General features: G+C 49.2%; 15 protein-coding genes. 12 read left to right on the forward strand and 3 right to left on the reverse strand.

The annotated features are described in order from the left end of the window. Positions 1-98: 98 nt before the first annotated feature. The 7 genes from FJQ58_RS22415 (at position 99) to melA (ending at position 7,600) form a co-directional block, all read left to right on the forward strand. Entirely contained in the window at positions 99-1,598 is a 1,500-nt protein-coding gene (locus tag FJQ58_RS22415) for an ABC transporter ATP-binding protein (protein ID WP_139997051.1), read from the forward strand. Continuing rightward, complete coding sequence (locus tag FJQ58_RS22420; protein ID WP_139997052.1) at positions 1,591-2,640, forward strand: ABC transporter permease; 1,050 nt, start codon at positions 1,591-1,593, stop codon at positions 2,638-2,640. Before FJQ58_RS22415 ends, FJQ58_RS22420 begins: the two co-directional genes overlap by 8 nt. A gap of 1 nt (position 2,641) precedes the next feature. Further along, on the forward strand, positions 2,642-3,565 hold the full coding sequence (locus FJQ58_RS22425; protein WP_139997053.1) for an ABC transporter permease: 924 nt from the start codon (positions 2,642-2,644) through the stop codon (positions 3,563-3,565). A gap of 57 nt (positions 3,566-3,622) precedes the next feature. Further along, positions 3,623-4,297 (forward strand): sulfite oxidase-like oxidoreductase, encoded by a 675-nt coding sequence (locus tag FJQ58_RS22430; RefSeq protein WP_139997054.1) that lies wholly within the window; start codon positions 3,623-3,625, stop codon positions 4,295-4,297. Between the two features lie 4 nt (positions 4,298-4,301). Next, positions 4,302-5,024 (forward strand): nucleoside phosphorylase, encoded by a 723-nt coding sequence (locus tag FJQ58_RS22435; RefSeq protein ID WP_139997055.1) that lies wholly within the window; start codon positions 4,302-4,304, stop codon positions 5,022-5,024. 35 nt (positions 5,025-5,059) lie between these two features. After that, positions 5,060-5,974, forward strand: coding sequence for an AraC family transcriptional regulator (locus tag FJQ58_RS22440; RefSeq protein WP_139997056.1), 915 nt, complete (start codon positions 5,060-5,062; stop codon positions 5,972-5,974). Between the two features lie 129 nt (positions 5,975-6,103). Further along, positions 6,104-7,600 carry an alpha-glucosidase/alpha-galactosidase gene (gene melA / locus FJQ58_RS22445; protein WP_139997057.1) on the forward strand — a complete coding sequence of 499 codons (1,497 nt, stop codon included), beginning with the start codon at positions 6,104-6,106 and terminating at the stop codon, positions 7,598-7,600. Here melA and FJQ58_RS22450 read toward each other — a convergent pair. Next, the gene (locus FJQ58_RS22450; RefSeq protein ID WP_139997058.1) at positions 7,597-8,211 is read right to left on the reverse strand and encodes a 3'-5' exonuclease; all 615 of its coding nucleotides are present in this window, start codon (positions 8,209-8,211) and stop codon (positions 7,597-7,599) included. The genes melA and FJQ58_RS22450 overlap by 4 nt on opposite strands. A 389-nt stretch (positions 8,212-8,600) precedes the next feature. Between FJQ58_RS22450 and FJQ58_RS22455 the strand changes: the two genes are divergently transcribed. Next, entirely contained in the window at positions 8,601-9,854 is a 1,254-nt protein-coding gene (locus FJQ58_RS22455) for an MFS transporter (protein ID WP_238404272.1), read from the forward strand. A gap of 63 nt (positions 9,855-9,917) precedes the next feature. Here FJQ58_RS22455 and FJQ58_RS22460 read toward each other — a convergent pair whose 3' ends face one another. Further along, complete coding sequence (locus FJQ58_RS22460; RefSeq protein ID WP_139997059.1) at positions 9,918-10,175, reverse strand: hypothetical protein; 258 nt, start codon at positions 10,173-10,175, stop codon at positions 9,918-9,920. Between the two features lie 267 nt (positions 10,176-10,442). Between FJQ58_RS22460 and FJQ58_RS22465 the strand changes: the two genes are divergently transcribed. Beyond that, a complete protein-coding gene (locus FJQ58_RS22465) occupies positions 10,443-11,258 on the forward strand; it encodes an ABC transporter ATP-binding protein (RefSeq protein ID WP_139997060.1) in 816 nt (271 codons plus the stop codon). A gap of 15 nt (positions 11,259-11,273) precedes the next feature. Next, entirely contained in the window at positions 11,274-13,091 is a 1,818-nt protein-coding gene (locus FJQ58_RS22470) for an FtsX-like permease family protein (RefSeq protein WP_139997061.1), read from the forward strand. Positions 13,092-13,624: 533 nt separating this feature from the next. Here the strand turns inward: FJQ58_RS22470 and FJQ58_RS22475 are convergent. After that, a complete protein-coding gene (locus FJQ58_RS22475) occupies positions 13,625-14,869 on the reverse strand; it encodes a serpin family protein (RefSeq protein ID WP_162341687.1) in 1,245 nt (414 codons plus the stop codon). 350 nt (positions 14,870-15,219) lie between these two features. Between FJQ58_RS22475 and FJQ58_RS22480 the strand changes: the two genes are divergently transcribed. Then, positions 15,220-16,173, forward strand: coding sequence for an ABC transporter permease (locus tag FJQ58_RS22480; protein ID WP_139997063.1), 954 nt, complete (start codon positions 15,220-15,222; stop codon positions 16,171-16,173). An 18-nt stretch (positions 16,174-16,191) separates the two neighbouring features. Next, entirely contained in the window at positions 16,192-17,097 is a 906-nt protein-coding gene (locus tag FJQ58_RS22485; protein ID WP_139997064.1) for a carbohydrate ABC transporter permease, read from the forward strand. Positions 17,098-17,213: the final 116 nt, after the last annotated feature.

A 17,213-nucleotide genomic window follows, 5' to 3' on the forward strand; every position in this document is an offset into this window, starting at 1 on the left:
TTTGCAGCCGGTTTGCTTGTTGCTTGGAAGCTTCCTCCTGTCTCGGGGGGAAGTGGTTTTTTTTGTTTTAAAGGCGATGAAAGGAGAGGAGCGTTGGTATGTTGCTGCAAATGGAGAGCATTACGAAGTCCTATGGGAGCGTAACCGCAAACAACCAGGTTCATTTTTCGCTGAAACGCGGCGAAATTCATGCGTTGGTAGGCGAAAACGGAGCTGGAAAAACGACATTAATGCGCATTTTATACGGCATGGAAAGCCCGACAAGCGGGGAAATTTTATTAGACGGCAAACCGGTTGCGTTTGCGAGCCCAGCGGATGCGATCAAGCATAAAATCGGGATGGTCCACCAGCATTTCATGCTGTTCCCAACCTTTACGATTGCAGAGAATATTGTAATCGGGCGCGAGCCCTCCAAAGGAGTGGGCTTTGACCGCAAGGCCGCGGCTGCGGAAACCGAGCGTCTCGGCAAGCTATACGGGATGCCGGTAGATCCTTGGAAGAAGGTTGCGGATTGCTCGATGGGCATGCAGCAGCGGGTTGAAATTTTGAAGGTGCTGTATCAGGGAGCGGAAGTCATTATTTTGGACGAGCCAACGGGTGTCTTGACGCCACTCGAGGTAAAAGAACTGCTGGTTGCCATTAAAGGGCTTGCTGCGCAAGGAAAAAGCTTTATCTTAATCAGTCACAAGCTTCAGGAAATTATGGAGGTTGCCGACCGTGTGACCGTCCTGCGCGATGGCAAATTGACAGGAACCGTCGAAGCGAAAGACACGAATGCAGAACATTTATCACGGCTTATGGTGGGCCGGGATTTGGTACATATATCACGCGATCAGATTAGCCGCGGCAAGCCGGTGCTTGAGGTTTCCAACGTGACGATCAGAGGCGTGAAAACAAAGCCGCTGCTCTCGGATGTCAGCTTGCATGTGAATGAAGGTGAGATTGTTGGCATTGCTGGGATATCCGGCAACGGGCAATCGGAGCTGATCCAAGCCATCTCAGGTTTAATGAAGCCGGAGGCCGGGACAGTCAAGCTGCTTGGAGAGAATATGACTGGGGCGTCGGTGGGCGCGATTCGCTCGCGCGGGCTTGCTCATATTCCTGAGGACCGCTATCAATGGGGCGTTGCGAAGGATGCGACGGTTACGGAGAACGGTCTAATGGGACATGCGGATAAGCATCAGAAATATGGCGTTTTAAACGGAAAAGGCATACGGCAAATGGTTGGAGAATGGGTGACGAGATTCGGGATCAAGACAGGCTCCTTATCGACTAGAGCCCAATATCTATCGGGCGGGAATTTGCAGAAGCTGATCGTAGCCCGCGAGCTTGCGCAAAAGACGCCGTTCATCATTGCGGCTGAACCGACGCGAGGCGTGGACGTTGGAGCAATGGAGATCATTCATGGCGAGCTCCTCAAAAAACGGGAAGAGCGCGGCGCCATTTTGCTCGTCTCCTCTGAGCTTACCGAAATATTGAAGTTGTCAGATCGGATTTTGGTCATGTACGAGGGGAAAATCGTAGGCGAGCTTGAAGCGGAATCGGCTACAGAGGAACAAATCAGTTTGTTAATGGCAGGAGGAAGAGCGGTTGGATAAGCTGGTACAATTCGGACGCGCGCTGCTGCAGCCGCTTTTGGCTATTATCGTAGGCCTTGCTGCCGGTGCAATTGCCATCTCCATTGTCGGCGGCTCCATCGTGGAGACTTACGGGGAGATGTGGAAGGGAGCTTTTGGCAGCTTTTATTTTTTCACGAATACGTTAAGCCGGGCAACGCCTATCATTTTGATCGGTCTCGGCGTGGCGCTTGCTTTCCGGGCCGGATTTTTTAATATGGGCTCAGAGGGCCAGATGGTGCTGGGCGCACTTAGCGCTGCCGTAACGGCTATTTATCTTCCAGGCCCAGCTTGGTTTAAGCTGATTGCTGCTATTATTGCCGGAATTATCTCCGGTGGGATATGGTCAGCCTTTGCAGGCTGGCTGGATGCCAGATTCCGCATGAATTTGCTTATCACGACTTTGCTTCTCAATTATATTGCGACCCTATTCGCAGGCTACATCGTATCGTATCCCCTTAAGGACAAGACCGGTTCTGCCGCAATGGCCCAAACGGTCATGCTTGACCAGAGCGTCTGGCTGCCAAAACTATTCAAGGGCATGAGCGTTCACGGAGGCTTTATTATTGCCGCGGTATGCGCAATCTTGCTGTTTCTATTTATGCGATATACAGTTAAAGGCTATGAAATCCGCATGTTAGGCGGCAATCCATTGTTCGCAAGCTATGGCGGCGTACAGCGCGGGAAAATGATGCTGATCAGCATGTTCGTCAGCGGAGGCTTCGCGGGCCTTGCCGGTACCGTCGAGGTGCTAGGCACACAATACCGCTTTATTGACGGGGCTTTGACGACGCCAGGTTATGCCTGGTCGGGCATCATGGCGACGCTGCTTGCAGGCTCCCATCCGCTCGGTACAGCCGTTGCTGCTATTTTAATTGCAGCTCTTCAGACCGGCGGCATGGGCATGGAGCGAAATACGGATGTGCCTCTGGAAGTATCCAGTATCATCCAAGCCGTACTGATTCTATTCGTATCGGCGAAGTTCACCTATTCGTTTATTAAACGCAAGAAGGCGGGGTCATAAGATGGACATTTTTCTGGATGCCTCGCTGTTTGCGACGACGCTCCGCATGGTCACGCCTATATTGCTCGCTGCGCTTGGCGGGGCGATCTGCGCGAGGGTTGGCTTGTTTAACGTAGGTTTGGAAGGCTTAGTCTTGATCGGAGCGTTCTCCGCGATCGTAGGGAACCACTTTACCGGCAATGTTTTTGCCGCGGTGATGTTCGCCATTGTATGCTCCCTCGTCTTTTCAATATTATTCGGTTTTATGAGCATTCAGCTTAAAGCGAACGTCATCGTTGTCGGGATTGCGCTCAACTTTCTGGCGCTCGGCTTAACGACCTTCTCGCTTCGTGCGATCTTTGATGTAAAAGGCGCATACTACAATAAGGATATGGTGGGCCTTCCAAAGTGGGATATTCCGGTGATAAAGGATATTCCATGGGTAGGCGATGTGCTGTCCGGCCATTCGCCGCTCGTCTATTTGTCTATTGTGCTCGTTATTTTACTTCAGCTATTCCTGTTTAAGACGGTGACAGGCTTCCGTTTGCTGGCTTCAGGCGAGAATCCGACCGCAGCCAAAAGCCTTGGCATCAAGGTCTCGCGTATCCAATACGGTGCAGTACTGATGTGCGGCGTATTATGCGGGCTTGCTGGCGCGCAGCTGTCGCTTGGCAATGTAACGATGTTCACAGAAGGCATGACCTCAGGACGCGGCTTTATTGCCCTCGTCGCTACGATGCTCGGACAATCGAATCCGCTCGGCGTTGCGGCTTCAAGCTTGCTGTTCGGCTTTATGGATGCGCTGAGTATCCGCCTTCAAGGCTTCGCGCTGCCTACGCATTTTACGATGATGCTTCCTTATATCGTAACGATTGCCGCAATGCTGTTCTTCAAGGATAAAGGCTACATGCAGGAAGCGCGCAAGTCGAATGAAAGCTCGCGTTAATAGGAATTGGATGAAGTAAAGGTAGAAGGTAAAGCAAAGCTGGAGGAGGCTGACATGATGCACAAAAAAGCAGATCGCCTAAAAAAGGTTACGTCGATCAAACAGGCGGCAATTTCACCAGAGCTAGCCCACCGGGTACCGCCCGGCCAGACGCTGACGGAACGGTTTCCGATTTTGCACGAGGGTGATGTTCCTCGGTATGATCTAAATAGCTGGTCGCTTCGCGTATTTGGCGAGGTAAATGAGGAGCGCACGTTCAGCTTCGAAGAGCTGCTTGCGCTTCCGCAAACGAAAACTCAATGCGACATTCACTGCGTCACCCGCTGGTCCAAGCTGGATACGGATTGGGAAGGCATCAAATTCAAAGATTTGCTGCCCTTGCTAGGCGTAAAGCCGGACGCGAAATACGTCATGATCCACGCGGACGAGGACTATGATACGAATGTTCCGCTGGAGGACCTGCTGCATGATAACGTCTTGCTAGCGCATCGCTATGATGGCGAGCCGTTGACCGACAAGCATGGCTGGCCGATGCGCCTGCTCGTACCGCATTTGTATTTTTGGAAAAGCGCAAAGTGGATTACGGGTATTGAATTTATGAAAGAGGACCGCGAAGGCTTCTGGGAGCGCAATGGCTTCCATAACTATGCCGATCCGTTTCTAGAACAACGCTTCAGCAGCGAGGATAACATGATGCCTGAAGATGAATGGATAACGAAGGAGTTTGATTAAACAAATGCTACCTATATTACAAGTGAATCCAGAAGATTTGCCGGCTTATGCCGTTGTGTGTGGTGACCCGCGCCGTGCAGAGATGATCGCCCAGAAGCTAACGGACATGAAGGAGCTTGCCTTTGCCCGCGAGTACCGGACATTCGTAGGAGAATATGAAGGAGTCAGGCTTGCGGTTGTCAGTCATGGCGTTGGCTCGCCAGGTGCTGCGGTATGCTTTGAGGAGCTCATCCGCGGCGGAGTGAAAACGCTGATTCGCGTAGGGACAGCAGGCTCGTATTCCGCGGATCACCCTGCTGGAAGCTTGGTTGTAAGCACAGCTGCGGTTCGTGCGGAGGGCCTAACGCATCAACTGGTGCCTGCGGGTTTCCCGGCGGTTGCGGACAGCGAGGTAACAGAAGCTCTGTATGCGGCAGCTCTTGAGAGCGAGGGCATTGTTAAGAAAGGAATTACCGTTACGCTTGACGTTTTCTTCTCAGGCGTTGTCGATATTCCTCATCGCCAATACAAGCAGGCGGGAGCCATTGCCGTAGAGATGGAGATTGCAGCTTTGTACGTGATCGCTACGCTTCGCGGAGCTCGTGCTGGTGCTATCTTAGCACTCGATGGTTATGCAGACGCGGACTTGGCCGGCGAGTACGACCCGCATACGGATGTTGTAGCCAAAGCGGTAGAACGAGAGATTGAGACGGCGCTGCGCGCTGTTGCAAGACTTGCATCGGTATAATCAAGTAAACCTGCTGGCAAGGGAGGAACATACCCGTGAACCGCACATTGTTTAAGCAAGAGTGGCTGAAGGGTGATTTGTACCCGCATGTTTTCGCTTATTATTTTAAGCAATGGTCCGATTATACGATGGCTTTCCATTCCCATGATACGATTGAGATTATGTATGTAATCACGGGGTCATGCGTCATTGAGCTTGAAACGACGGCCAAGGCCGCTGCTTGTGAACTGATACTCAAGAAAGGCGATTTTGTCATTCTTGATGCCACTGTTCCGCATCGGCTTACCGTTGATGAGCGCGGTCCGTGCCGCATGCTAAATGTTGAATTTGATTTCAAGGGGCGCCAGACGGCGTTTCCTTCCATACGTCAGCTTGCATTGGAGGACGAATTTGTGGCCAGATTGATCACAGAGCCGTCCTCTTATTTGCTTTTGCGTGATCCGAGCGAGGTCTATCAGGTGCTGAAAAGCTTGGTGCTTGAGCTGGACAATTGCGGAAAGCACATCAACATGAAAGCGGAGCTGTTGTTTGCGCAGTTGATTCTTGCCGTAGCGAGGCTTCATCACGAGACGGGAACGCAAGGCATTCATCCGGCTGAGCTTTATGTGAAGCAGGCAATCGAATATATCCACCACAACTATGACCGTGATATTCAGGTGAAGGACGTTGCGTCAGCGGTCAGTTTGCATCCAGGCTATTTGCACCGGGTATTTCGGGCGCAGCTTGGAAAAACGTTAACCGGTTATTTGACGGAGCTGAGGATGGAAAAAGCAAAAATGCTGCTGCGGGAGACCGATGTGGCGATTGCAGATATTTGTGATTATGTCGGCGTCGGGAGCCGGCAATACTTTCATGCGATGTTCAAAAAATATACGAATCAGACACCGATTGCTTACAGGAATGCTGTTGACTCTCCATCTTTGGGCAGTCGCGGCCTGAAACTCGAATAACAAAAGTGACGATTTCTGACAGTAGATCAGTCAGTTGGTCACAATTTTGATAACGCTTCCGATTGATCGTTGCTACAATGTAGAGGAGATGAAACGACTCTATAAAACGACAATCGGAGGCTGATTGGCATGTCTGCTTTTAAAATTGCATTTATCGGTGCGGGCTCCATCGGGTTTACGCGCGGCTTGCTTCGCGACCTGCTTGCAGTGCCTGAATTTCAAAACATTGAGGTTGCATTTACGGATATTAACGCCCATAACCTAGAGATGGTAACAGCGCTTTGCCAACGCGATATTCAGGAGAATGGCTTGTCGATTACTATCCAGTCGACAACGGATCGCCGCGAGGCATTGAAGAATGCCAAGTACGTAATCTGTACAATTCGCGTCGGCGGGCTTGAGGCTTTTGCAACGGATGTTGATATTCCCCTCAAATACGGCGTAGACCAATGCGTAGGCGATACGCTAAGCGCGGGCGGCATCATGTACGGCCAGCGCGGCATCGCTGAAATGATGAATATTTGCCGCGATATTCGCGAGGTTGCTGCTTCGGATGTGACCCTGCTCAACTACGCAAACCCAATGGCCATGATGACTTGGGCCTGCAATAAATATGGCGGCGTAAGAACAATCGGCTTGTGCCATGGCGTGCAGGGCGGCCATTGGCAAATCGCCGAGGCCTTTGGGCTGAAGCAAGAGGAAGTTGACATTATTTGCGCGGGTATTAACCATCAGACCTGGTATATTCAAATTAAGCATAACGGCGAGGATTTGACGGGCAAGCTGCTGGAGGCTTTCGAGAAGCACCCCGACTTTAGCCGCACGGAGAAAGTTCGTATTGATATGCTCCGCCGTTTTGGCTATTACAGTACGGAATCAAACGGTCATCTTAGCGAATACGTGCCATGGTACCGCAAACGTCCGGAGGAGATTAACGATTGGATTGATTTGAGCTCATGGATCAATGGAGAAACGGGCGGCTATTTGCGCGTATGTACAGAAGGCCGAAACTGGTTCGAGACTGATTTCCCTAACTGGATGAAGGACCCGGCTAATGAATTCAAGAGCGAACTTCGCAGCCATGAGCATGGCTCGTATATCATTGAAGGCTTGGAGACCGGCCGCGTTTACCGTGGGCATTTTAACGTCGAAAATAATGGCATTATTGCAAACCTGCCGAATGACGCTATTATTGAAGCGCCGGGCTATGTCGATCGCAACGGCATTTCGATGCCGACGGTAGGCGATCTGCCGCTTGGCGCGGCTGCCGTATGCAACGTAAGCATCTCGGTCCAGCGCCTTGCGGTAGAAGCAGCCATTCATGGCGATGACAAGCTGCTGCGCCAAGCCTTTATGATGGATCCTCTGGTAGGGGCAGTTTGCAATCCGAAGGAAATTTGGCAGATGGTAGATGAAATGCTAGTGGCGCAGGCGCAGTGGCTGCCGCAATATACGGATTCGATCGCAGCAGCCAAGAAACGTCTGACGGAAGGTCCTTTGCTTCCTACGCGTGATTATGAAGGAGCTGCTCGCCTCAAGGTAAAGACCGTTGAGGAGATGCAGAAGGACCGGGAAGCCGCGAACAAAAACGCGGGAGAATCGGATAAGGGCAAGGAGCGCGTTTAGCGCGGCGCGTATTTAAGTTCAATAGCTTCGAGCTGAGTTCCAGGCGGACTCCAAGCCGGCGGGCCGAATTTCTTCAGGTAGCCCAGCGTGTTCACATAGCCTTGCGCGGATTGCTCCTCATCCATCTTGCGGAAGATTTCCCAGCAGGCAATGACGTCGTTGAGCGCACGGTGGCCGCCGATCAACGGAATGCCATAGCGGTCAGACATATCCTTTAATGTATGAGGATATACATGCCGCGCGCGGCTTATGGTCAGCGTATCGATAAAGCTGTTCGAGAAGGAACGTCCCGCGATGCGTAGCAGGGAATGATGAAGGAAGCCAAGGTCGAAGGCTGCATTGTGGGCGATGAGAATGTTGTCACCGAGCAACCGGTTCAAAATCCGGAACGCTGTGTCTTCGTCCATGCCTGTTGCCGTCATTTCATCTGTAATGCCGGTCAGCTCCGTTATTTTAGCAGACAGCTTGCCGTCATAGCGGACGAGCGTACTGAATTCGCTTGCGATCTCGCCGTTAACGCAGCGGATGGCAGCCATCTCTATGACGCGGTCCTTCTTCGGATCAAGGCCGCTTGTTTCGAAATCGATGACAGTATAAGAATGAGAAGCCATTGATGATTCACCACTTTTTCTTGTAATAAGTTAAAATCTAATTTAAGTTTGATTCTAATATGATTCGACAAAAAAGGTCAAACCCCTTTAATCAGGTAATGGAAACGCTCGATGTACTGCTTATTTCAAAGCGGTTATCGGGCGTTTTTTTATATGGTATATATAGGGTTAGATAGCTATGCACCGTTTTCAAGTCGGGACTATGACCTTAATCAAGCGAACAAAGGATAAAAACAGCGAATAGGATTTGTTTGCTGCTTTAAATGCAAGCATAGCGGTTAATTTGAAGGAGAGAGCGCTTTCTTGCCGCGGGGATATCGGGATTTCCTATGATAGAATAAACACAGAGAGAAGATAACCCAGATGCTGGGCAACGGGAGAGTCAGTAAATGAGGATGAGGTCGGAATTTTGGAACAGATTTAATCTTTTCAAAAACAATGCGCTTCCTCTTGAGAGCAGACTGAGCAAGGTAGCTGTCACTGCTCTTATCATTCATTGCTGCTTTCAGTTTGGCGCTTCGATGTCAGGTTTGTTTTTGAATTTGTATTTATGGCGGTTGACGCAGGATTTAATGGTGAACGGCGTTTATAACATTATTGTGTTCATCCTGACACCGCCGGCATTTGCCCTTGGGGGATGGATTGCCAAGCGAAAGGACCGTATGGTCACCTACCGGCTTGGCATCGTGATGATCGCTATTTTCTATTTGATGGTTGTTATTGCCCAGGAGCATGTTGCCGAATATTACATATGGTTTGCAATATTTAACGGTATTGCTGCAGGTTTCTATTGGACCGGATATTTGGTCATTCAGTATGATGTATCGACGGAGGCGAACCGAATACGGTTTCTCGCGATCAATATGATCGCGTTTAATGCTTCCGGATTAGCGGGTCCTGCACTAGCGGGATTCATTATCCAGCGCAGCAACGGTCTGCAAGGCTATATTATTATTTTTACGCTGGCCTTTATTATGTTCCTGATCGCAGCGTTCGTAAGCTTCCGTATACCGATGATCGAATCCCATCACAAAGCATATCACTTGAAGCTAATGGGATTGGTTATGAACAAAAATCGGCGCTGGATGAAAGCATTATACAGCTTCTTTGTATTGGGACTATTCCAAGGAATTATGCTGTTCCTGCCCAACATCATGTTGTATCAGACCGTTGGGCGAGAGGACTGGGTAGGCTACTTAGGCGTGTTTTTCTCCTCCCTTACAGTCGCGACTGGTTATGTCATATCCCGGAAGGCGCAGAAGGAGCAGGTCCGCAAATATGTGCTGCTCTCGACGACGGGAGTCGTGATCGGCTCTGCGCTGCTGCTTTTCCAAGTGGAATTTTGGTCGGTCGCCGTGTTTATGATTTTGTTCTCGATTTGCAATCCGCTGGCGGTTAATACGCTGACGTCTTATTACTACCGGTTAATCGGCACGCTGCCCCTTAAAGGACAACTGCGCGTGGAATCGGTTGTGATGCGGGAGCTGTTTCTGAACGTTGGGAGGGTGCTCTCGATCAGCTTGCTTATTTTTCTAGCAAAGGATCTGGAATCGCTATGGATGCCGGTGGTACTCTTCGCTATGGCTGTGCTTCAATATGTATCCGTAGCGCTTATTAAAGAAAAACAGAACGTAGAGTCATAAAGTCAAAATGATGATGATAGACGCAAAAAACCTCAATCCCATTAGGATTGAGGTTTTTTGCTGCTACTTTTTATCTGTACTGTTGTCGTTGCTCTCGTGCTCTTCGGCCTCGCCTGCGAGCGGTTTGCTTCCATCCTGGTTTATGCGGGACTGGCGCATGTACGCTCCTTCCCTAATTTTAACAACTTCCCCTTGTATATCCGCTTGTTTATCATCCGTTCTTTCATTTCTTTGCGTGGTAAATTCAAATAAATTTTTTGATTTAATGGCTTTCGTCCGTTTGACGAAGTTCGAGTAGTGATTTCCGGAATCGTTGCTCATATCTTCACATCCTTATTTTGTTAGGCATTTGATTTCATATTGGAACGGTAGATTCAAATCTGTTGCAGTGGGTAGCTGCGGGGTCTAACGATCTACATCTCTAACTTTACACTAAACGAAGCGGAATGGCGATTCTGATCGCTGAATATTAAGGAAAACTTTAAGAAATCTTTATTGTTACCTTATGTATGCCCTAGGCTTTCTCTTTATAGTAAGAAGCATGGACGGCGTTCGGATAACGCTAAGACAGAAGGGGATGCAAAATATATGACGACAACACCTGTTATTGAAATCAAAAACCTATCCAAAATATACGGGGACAAAAGCACAAACCAGGTTTATGCCTTGAACAACATGACGTTTAAGATGCAGCAAGGAGAATTCATCGGCATCATGGGGGCGTCCGGCTCGGGGAAAACCACGCTGCTTAATGTGATTTCTACCCTGGATACGCCTTCGGAGGGGCATATTTCGCTCGCGGGTACGGATATTGCCCAAATGAACGCAAATGAGCTTTCGGATTTCCGTGCGCAGCGTTTGGGTTTTATTTTTCAAGATTTTAATTTGCTTGAACATTTGACCATCTATGAGAATATTGCTTTGCCGCTATCGCTGCAGGATATGCCGGCGGATGAGATCGAAACCAAAGTGAAGCAGGTTATGGAAAAGCTTAATATTACCGCGCTTGCCGAGCAATATCCAGCGACGGTCTCCGGAGGCCAGCGGCAGCGTACGGCAGCGGCGCGAGCGATTGTCCATAAGCCTGCGCTGCTGCTCGGTGACGAGCCTACAGGTTCGCTGGATTTGAAAAATGCGGTCAGTCTGCTGGAGACGATGAAGCGTTTGAATGAAGGGGACCGGATCTCCATTCTGATGGTGACCCATGATGCATTCAGCGCAAGCTACTGCAGCCGCATTCTGTTTATCCAAGACGGGGAGCTGGTCAAGGAGCTTCACCGAGCCAGCAGCAGAGAGTTGTTTTATAAGCAAATTTTGGATGTGCTTGGCGATTACGGCTCGGCCGCAGCGGCAGCAGGCGCTGCGAATGAAACCGGCCAAAGGCATGATTCGGAGAGGCAATGAGGTGAGGGGGATCCTATGCTAATTAAACTTGCGATTACGGGCATGAAGAGCAAAGTTAGGGACTATATTGTGCTGCTCGCAGGGCTTGTCATGTCCATATCGATTTTTTATATGTTTCAGACGATGGCTTGGAACCGCAGCTTTACGGAGGAAAACGCCGTTATTAATTCCATCCAGCTTGTATATGTAGTGGGATCGTTTCTTCTCTCGGCGATTACGCTATTTTACATTTTATATGCCAATGGTTTTTTGCTTTCGCTTCGCCAGCGTGAATTTGGGTTGTACATGGTCCTTGGCGCGCGCAAAAGCAAAATACGCTCGCTGATGTTCATCGAAACGGTTGTAGTTGGACTCCTTTCGCTGGCTGCGGGATTAGCGCTCGGTTTTGGGTTGTCTGCCCTTGTTGGGCGGCTGATGGCGGGACAGCTTGGTGTGAGCCTGACCGGTTACCAGGCGGTCTATGGACCGGCGATTCTATTTACGGTTTTGTTTTTTGTTATTCTTTTTGGTTTGTCTGCGCTCTGGAACCAACTAAAGCTGGCCCGGTTGCAGGTGCTTCAACTTATTCATGGACAATCGCAGGCAGAACGGCCATGGAAAAGCAGCGGTTGGAAGCGGGGGGGAGGCATCGCCGGGCTAATCGCTTTAGGATTAGGTTACTTTTCCTTGACCTTTATGGAGCAGCTGAGGGAAATCGGGTTGTTCACGGCAACAATCATGACGCCGCTGGGCACGTACTTTCTGTTTATGGCCATGCTGCCGCCATTTGTAGCCATGCTCAAAAAGAGAAACCGCTTGCGCGGCATAAAAGCCTTCACTTTTGGCCAATTGAGCTTTCGCATCAATGGTTTAACGAAGCTTCTGGCAACCGTAGCGATGCTGGTTGCTTTGGGAGCGGGCGCAATTGCGGGAGGGATGGCCTTCGTTAATGACGCAAAGATCAAAAGCCAGGGCTACAGCGTCTATGACACGATTGTAACTGACCCGTCTCCGGCAGAAGAGGAAGTGCTTGCTTCCATCCCATTTGCCGAGAAGTTTACTTACCGTTATAAAGTAGAGGGAGATAAGCTTTATTATGCCAGCGAAGATCTGGAGAAGCAGCGCCCGCTTATCGAAGCGAGTGATGACCGGGGAAAAGGAGGGCAGTTCATTCGAATGACCGAACCGCTGCCGCCTAGAACCGAAGAAGACGGATCTTCATTCAGCTCGGAATGGCAAAGCTTTATTTGGAAGATAACGCCTGATCCGCTGCTCGAATACCAGATTGTCGAAGAAGCAGCGTTCATAGCGATCCCTGTTAGAGAGCAAGCTGTAACGATTGGCAAAACAGATGATTTTCTTGCTCATCGCTCGGCGTGGGCAGAGCTTGACGAGCTGAAGTCAGGCAAAAATAAAGACGAATATATGACTTGGAGCAAATATCAATACTATCAGCATACGCTAGGCAGAGCGAGCGGAACCTTTTTTATGGGTTTTTTCCTCGGTATCGCGTTCTTGGCTATGATGGCAAGCTGCCTAATGTTTAAAGTGCTCTCCGGCGCGTCCAAGGATGTTCAGCGTTATCGCATGCTGAACAAAATCGGCGTTAGGAGAGAGAAGCTATCGCGCTCCATTTACCATGAGCTTTTCCTTGTGTTTTTGTTCCCGGGAATTGTAGGGCTCTTGCATGTGCTGGTCGGAATGAGGCTATTTGCATTTATTCTGGTTGAGCCGTATTACAAGCTTTGGATTCCGCTTGCCTTATTTGTTGCTATTTATTCCGCGTATTATCTTTTGACGGTGAAGCTCTATCAACAATTGGTGCTGCCAAGCCGCAAGTCTACTGTTGTATAAGCCATAAATGAAAAAAAAAGGTTCAGACTTAGGTCTGGACCTTATTTGTTGAATGCTTGCAGAGGCGGCTTATTAGGCGTATCAAACAGATATAGGTATCTCATTGCGAAACTAGGCTATGCCCCGATTGGAACGTGATAGCCTCCTTGAATTTTCTGAATTCTTGCAGGCAAGAATCAAATGGTAGGATGAATGATTTGTCATTTGAATTAACAGGAATGAATCCCGCTATTTTAAGGGATTTTAAGTTTTTTAGTCGTTTAGCTGGAATTTATCCTGTTAATTCCAGGTTATGTGGGTTAAATGTCGTGAAGCGGTTAGATTAACGGGACAAATTCCAGTTATTTCAGTTTCAAAGCCAATAAGACAATTTTAGCGGGAGAAATTCCATGTAATCATAACTATTTCGTTACTATTTAAAGCTCGATGTCTGTCATTTTACTAAATACTCGGTGTTGGGGTATTGCAGGATTCGATCAAGCACTGCCTCCCTGAGGGCATAAACTTTAAGCGCTGCCAATGGAATCCTTTAGCTACAGCATTTCTACTGAGCCGACAAATAGGAGCGCCCCCGATTGCAAATCCTGTATAGCAAAAAGGAAGGGGCGATTGACAGCCATTTCGAAGCTTTGGGTGGGCTCGGCGCTTCCTGCCTCCATGCCGATTTGGGTGACGGCTGCGGCTTCTGTCCCTTGCTCTGATACATCTATAACCGTCTTGTGGACAACTTGGCTAATAAAAAGCTTTTCGCCATCGCTCGTTTCGGCGAGTTCGCTGAAATCTGCTTGCTGCGAGTCAAAGGGTAAAGCCATGCCCATAGCGCTCATGGTGTCAGCCAAATTATAATGGCTTTCCAGCTTGAATTTGGGCAATGCAATCATGCCGGCCATTTGATCCATTCGCTTGGTCCAGAAATCAGGCTGCGCGAGCAGCTCCTTGGCTAGAATGGCTTTGTCTGTTTCTGGCTGCGGCAGGATAAGGAGCATGCCCATTTGGCCCTTGCCGTAAGGCAAACGGATAGCCTGATAGGTATCGGTTTCCTGATACTCATAATTGCCGCCTTGATGCATGAACGGCACTTGAGCGAGGCTGCCGTCTGCATTCGTAAAATCGTCTTTTTTGGTGTTTTCAGGCTTAAACGGCGTCTTCCAAGTCCCATCAAAGTAGAGGGCATTGATTAGCATGAGCTTCGTCAGCTTCGAAACCTGCTCATCTAGAATGGTAGGGATAAGCCCTTCTGTCTGCTGCTTAACCCAATCGTTAATTTCCTTGCGTACGGCGGGAGCAGCCAGTTCCCGTTCATGAAGCTGTGCAGCGTAGGCTTCCGATACACGGTCTAGATAAGGCTTGCGGAAGGGCCAGCCTTTCTGCAGCCAGAGGGAGTTGGCCATCGTTAGTTTTATGTCCGGTCCCGGCTGCAGAAGCAGTTCTCGCAGCTGCTTCTGCCCGCTATTAAGCGCCTCTTCGGACAAGCCTCCGATGTGCAGCGCTTTCGACATCTGTTCACGCGTCGCGCCTGCTGCTCCATTCACGGTCATGGCAAGTGCTTGCATGATGCTTACTGGAGAGAGAGTAACATTTTTTCCAGTGTCCTTTGCTATGAGTTCACTGGCGAGCTCAAGTCCGAATCTATTCGCTGCCTCCACAATATTCGGATTTGATTGCTCGGCGAGTTTGGCGCGTTCCTGTATGGTTATGGCCTTGTTCTCAGGCTGCCCGCATGAGGTTAATAACAGTATTGTAGTTAGGGCAAAAAGTAGTGATTTGCTGTGTTTCATATCGCTATCCCCCATTTTATGGAATCATTATCTATTCAAACGGTTTGCCGTCCGGAAAGGTTGCGGAGGGAAAGCAGCAGTAGAGCGTCATGCAGCTGTCTTTCATTTGAACAATGAATAGGGTGAATCTCAAAGTAAGAAAATGGTTCACTAAGGTATGAAATCCGTCCGCTAGCTCATGACGATATTCCCTCATTCGAGGACCGCTGTCCCTCCCGGCTAAGCGGCATATCCACGTACACTAAAGGGAGAAAGCACAGCCGCGGCAAGCCTAGCGTTAACAGCAGTAAGCGCTTACTGCGAAAGGCTGCGGCATATGCGGGGCAACCATTTCAAGCAGGGGGGATCACATGAAGACGGTCATCCGTCCACAAAGCTCATTGTCGCGCAGCAGCGGCAGCTACATTCCGGACCGTTATCGGCTGTTTCTATTCGCGCTTCCTTTTCTCGCACTCATTTTGGTGTTCAGCTATTTTCCGTTATACGGCTGGCTCTACGCCTTCTACAACTATCGTCCTGGTTTTTCATTATTCGATACGCAGTTCGTCGGCTTGCAATGGTTCCGCTCGATCGTATCCAATCCGACTCAAACACAGGAAGTGCTGCGGGTCATGCGAAATACGCTCGCCATTAGCGGACTCGGAATAATAACGTCGGTATGTCCCGTCATTTTCGCCATATTGCTAACGGAAATCAAAACGACCTGGTACAAAAAAACGGTACAAATTTTCACGACGCTCCCAAACTTCATCAGCTGGGTGCTCGTCTATGCAATTGCTTTCATGATGTTCTCCGTTGACAACGGCGTGGTGAACAAGGTAATGATTGGACTCGGTTTTCAGGACGGCGGAGTTAATTACCTAGCGTCCAGCGAGTTTATTTGGATCAAAATGACGCTTTGGGCGCTCTGGAAAGGGCTCGGCTGGGGAGCCATCATGTATATTGCGGCAATCGCCTCGATCGATCAGGAGCTGTACGATGCGGCCAAGGTCGATGGAGCAAACCGGTTTCGCATGATCTGGCATATTACCGTCCCGGGCATTCTGCCAACCTATTTCGTGCTGCTTCTGCTTTCCATTGCGAACCTTATCAATAACGGAATGGAGCAATACTTTGTCTTCCAAAATGCGCTGAACCGCGACACGATAGAGGTTCTCGATCTCTACGTCTATAATACCGGCTTGCTTGGCTTCAACTTCTCGTTCGCAACGGCCGTTAGTATGCTGAAGTCGATCATTAGCATTATTTTATTGTTTTTCGCCAACCGCTTGTCCAAGCTTGTCCGCGGCGAATCGATCATTTAATCGAAGGAGAGGAAGCGCATGCGCACGCTTAGGCAACAGCGGTACGGCGATTTGTTGTTCAATGCTCTGAATTATACGTTTTTTGCAATCTTTATGGTTCTCTGCCTGTTCCCGTTCTATTACTTATTCATCAATACGATCAGCAGCAATGATCTCAGCTCAAGAGGGCTCGTCACTTTTTATCCGAAGGTGATTCATTTTACGAACTATATTGAAGTGCTGCAAGTGAAAGGGCTCTCGCAGGCAGCCCTGATTTCGGTAGGAAGAACGGTCATCGGCACGCTACTTACCGTTGTAGCCTCGGCTTTTCTCGGTTTCCTATTTACGAAACAGAAGATGTGGGCCAGACGGTTTTGGTACCGCTTCGTCATTATTACGATGTATTTTAACGCCGGCATTATCCCTTGGTACATCATTATGATGAATCTGAATTTAACGAACAATTTCCTTGCTTATATTTTGCCGTTTATCGTCTCGCCTTTCTATGTCATTTTGGTTAAAACGTTTGTGGAATCGATTCCAGAGGTGCTTCAGGAGTCAGCGGAGATGGACGGAGCAGGGTATTTGACGGTTTTCTCTCGCATTATCTTCCCGCTTATTACGCCGATTGCAGCGACGATTGCGATTTTTGCAGCGGTTAGCCAGTGGAATTCGTTCGTGGATACCTTGTTTCTGATGACCGACAGCAAATATTACACGCTTCAGTTCGTGCTCTACAAATATTTGAACGAATCGACCTCTCTGGCCGCCATTATAAGAAATTCGCAGGGCTCGGGCGGTACGATCGATTTGACCAATATGCAGACGGCGACTTCTGTGCGAACGACGGTATCGATGATTGTTGTCCTTCCCATTTTATTCGTTTATCCGTTTTTCCAGCGTTATTTTGTGAAGGGCATTATGATTGGCGCGGTTAAAGGGTAAGCCGTCATGCCAAAGAGACGATCTCTGCTTGGAGCATGAAGGGAGGTGAGCGGAGGAAACGTCTGGAGGTAGGCAATTGTTCCAAAAAGGTATAACTGATTCAAAGCGAGTACGAT

The sequence above is a fragment of the Paenibacillus paridis genome (genome assembly GCF_006345825.1).
Taxonomy (GTDB): domain Bacteria; phylum Bacillota; class Bacilli; order Paenibacillales; family Paenibacillaceae; genus Pristimantibacillus; species Pristimantibacillus paridis.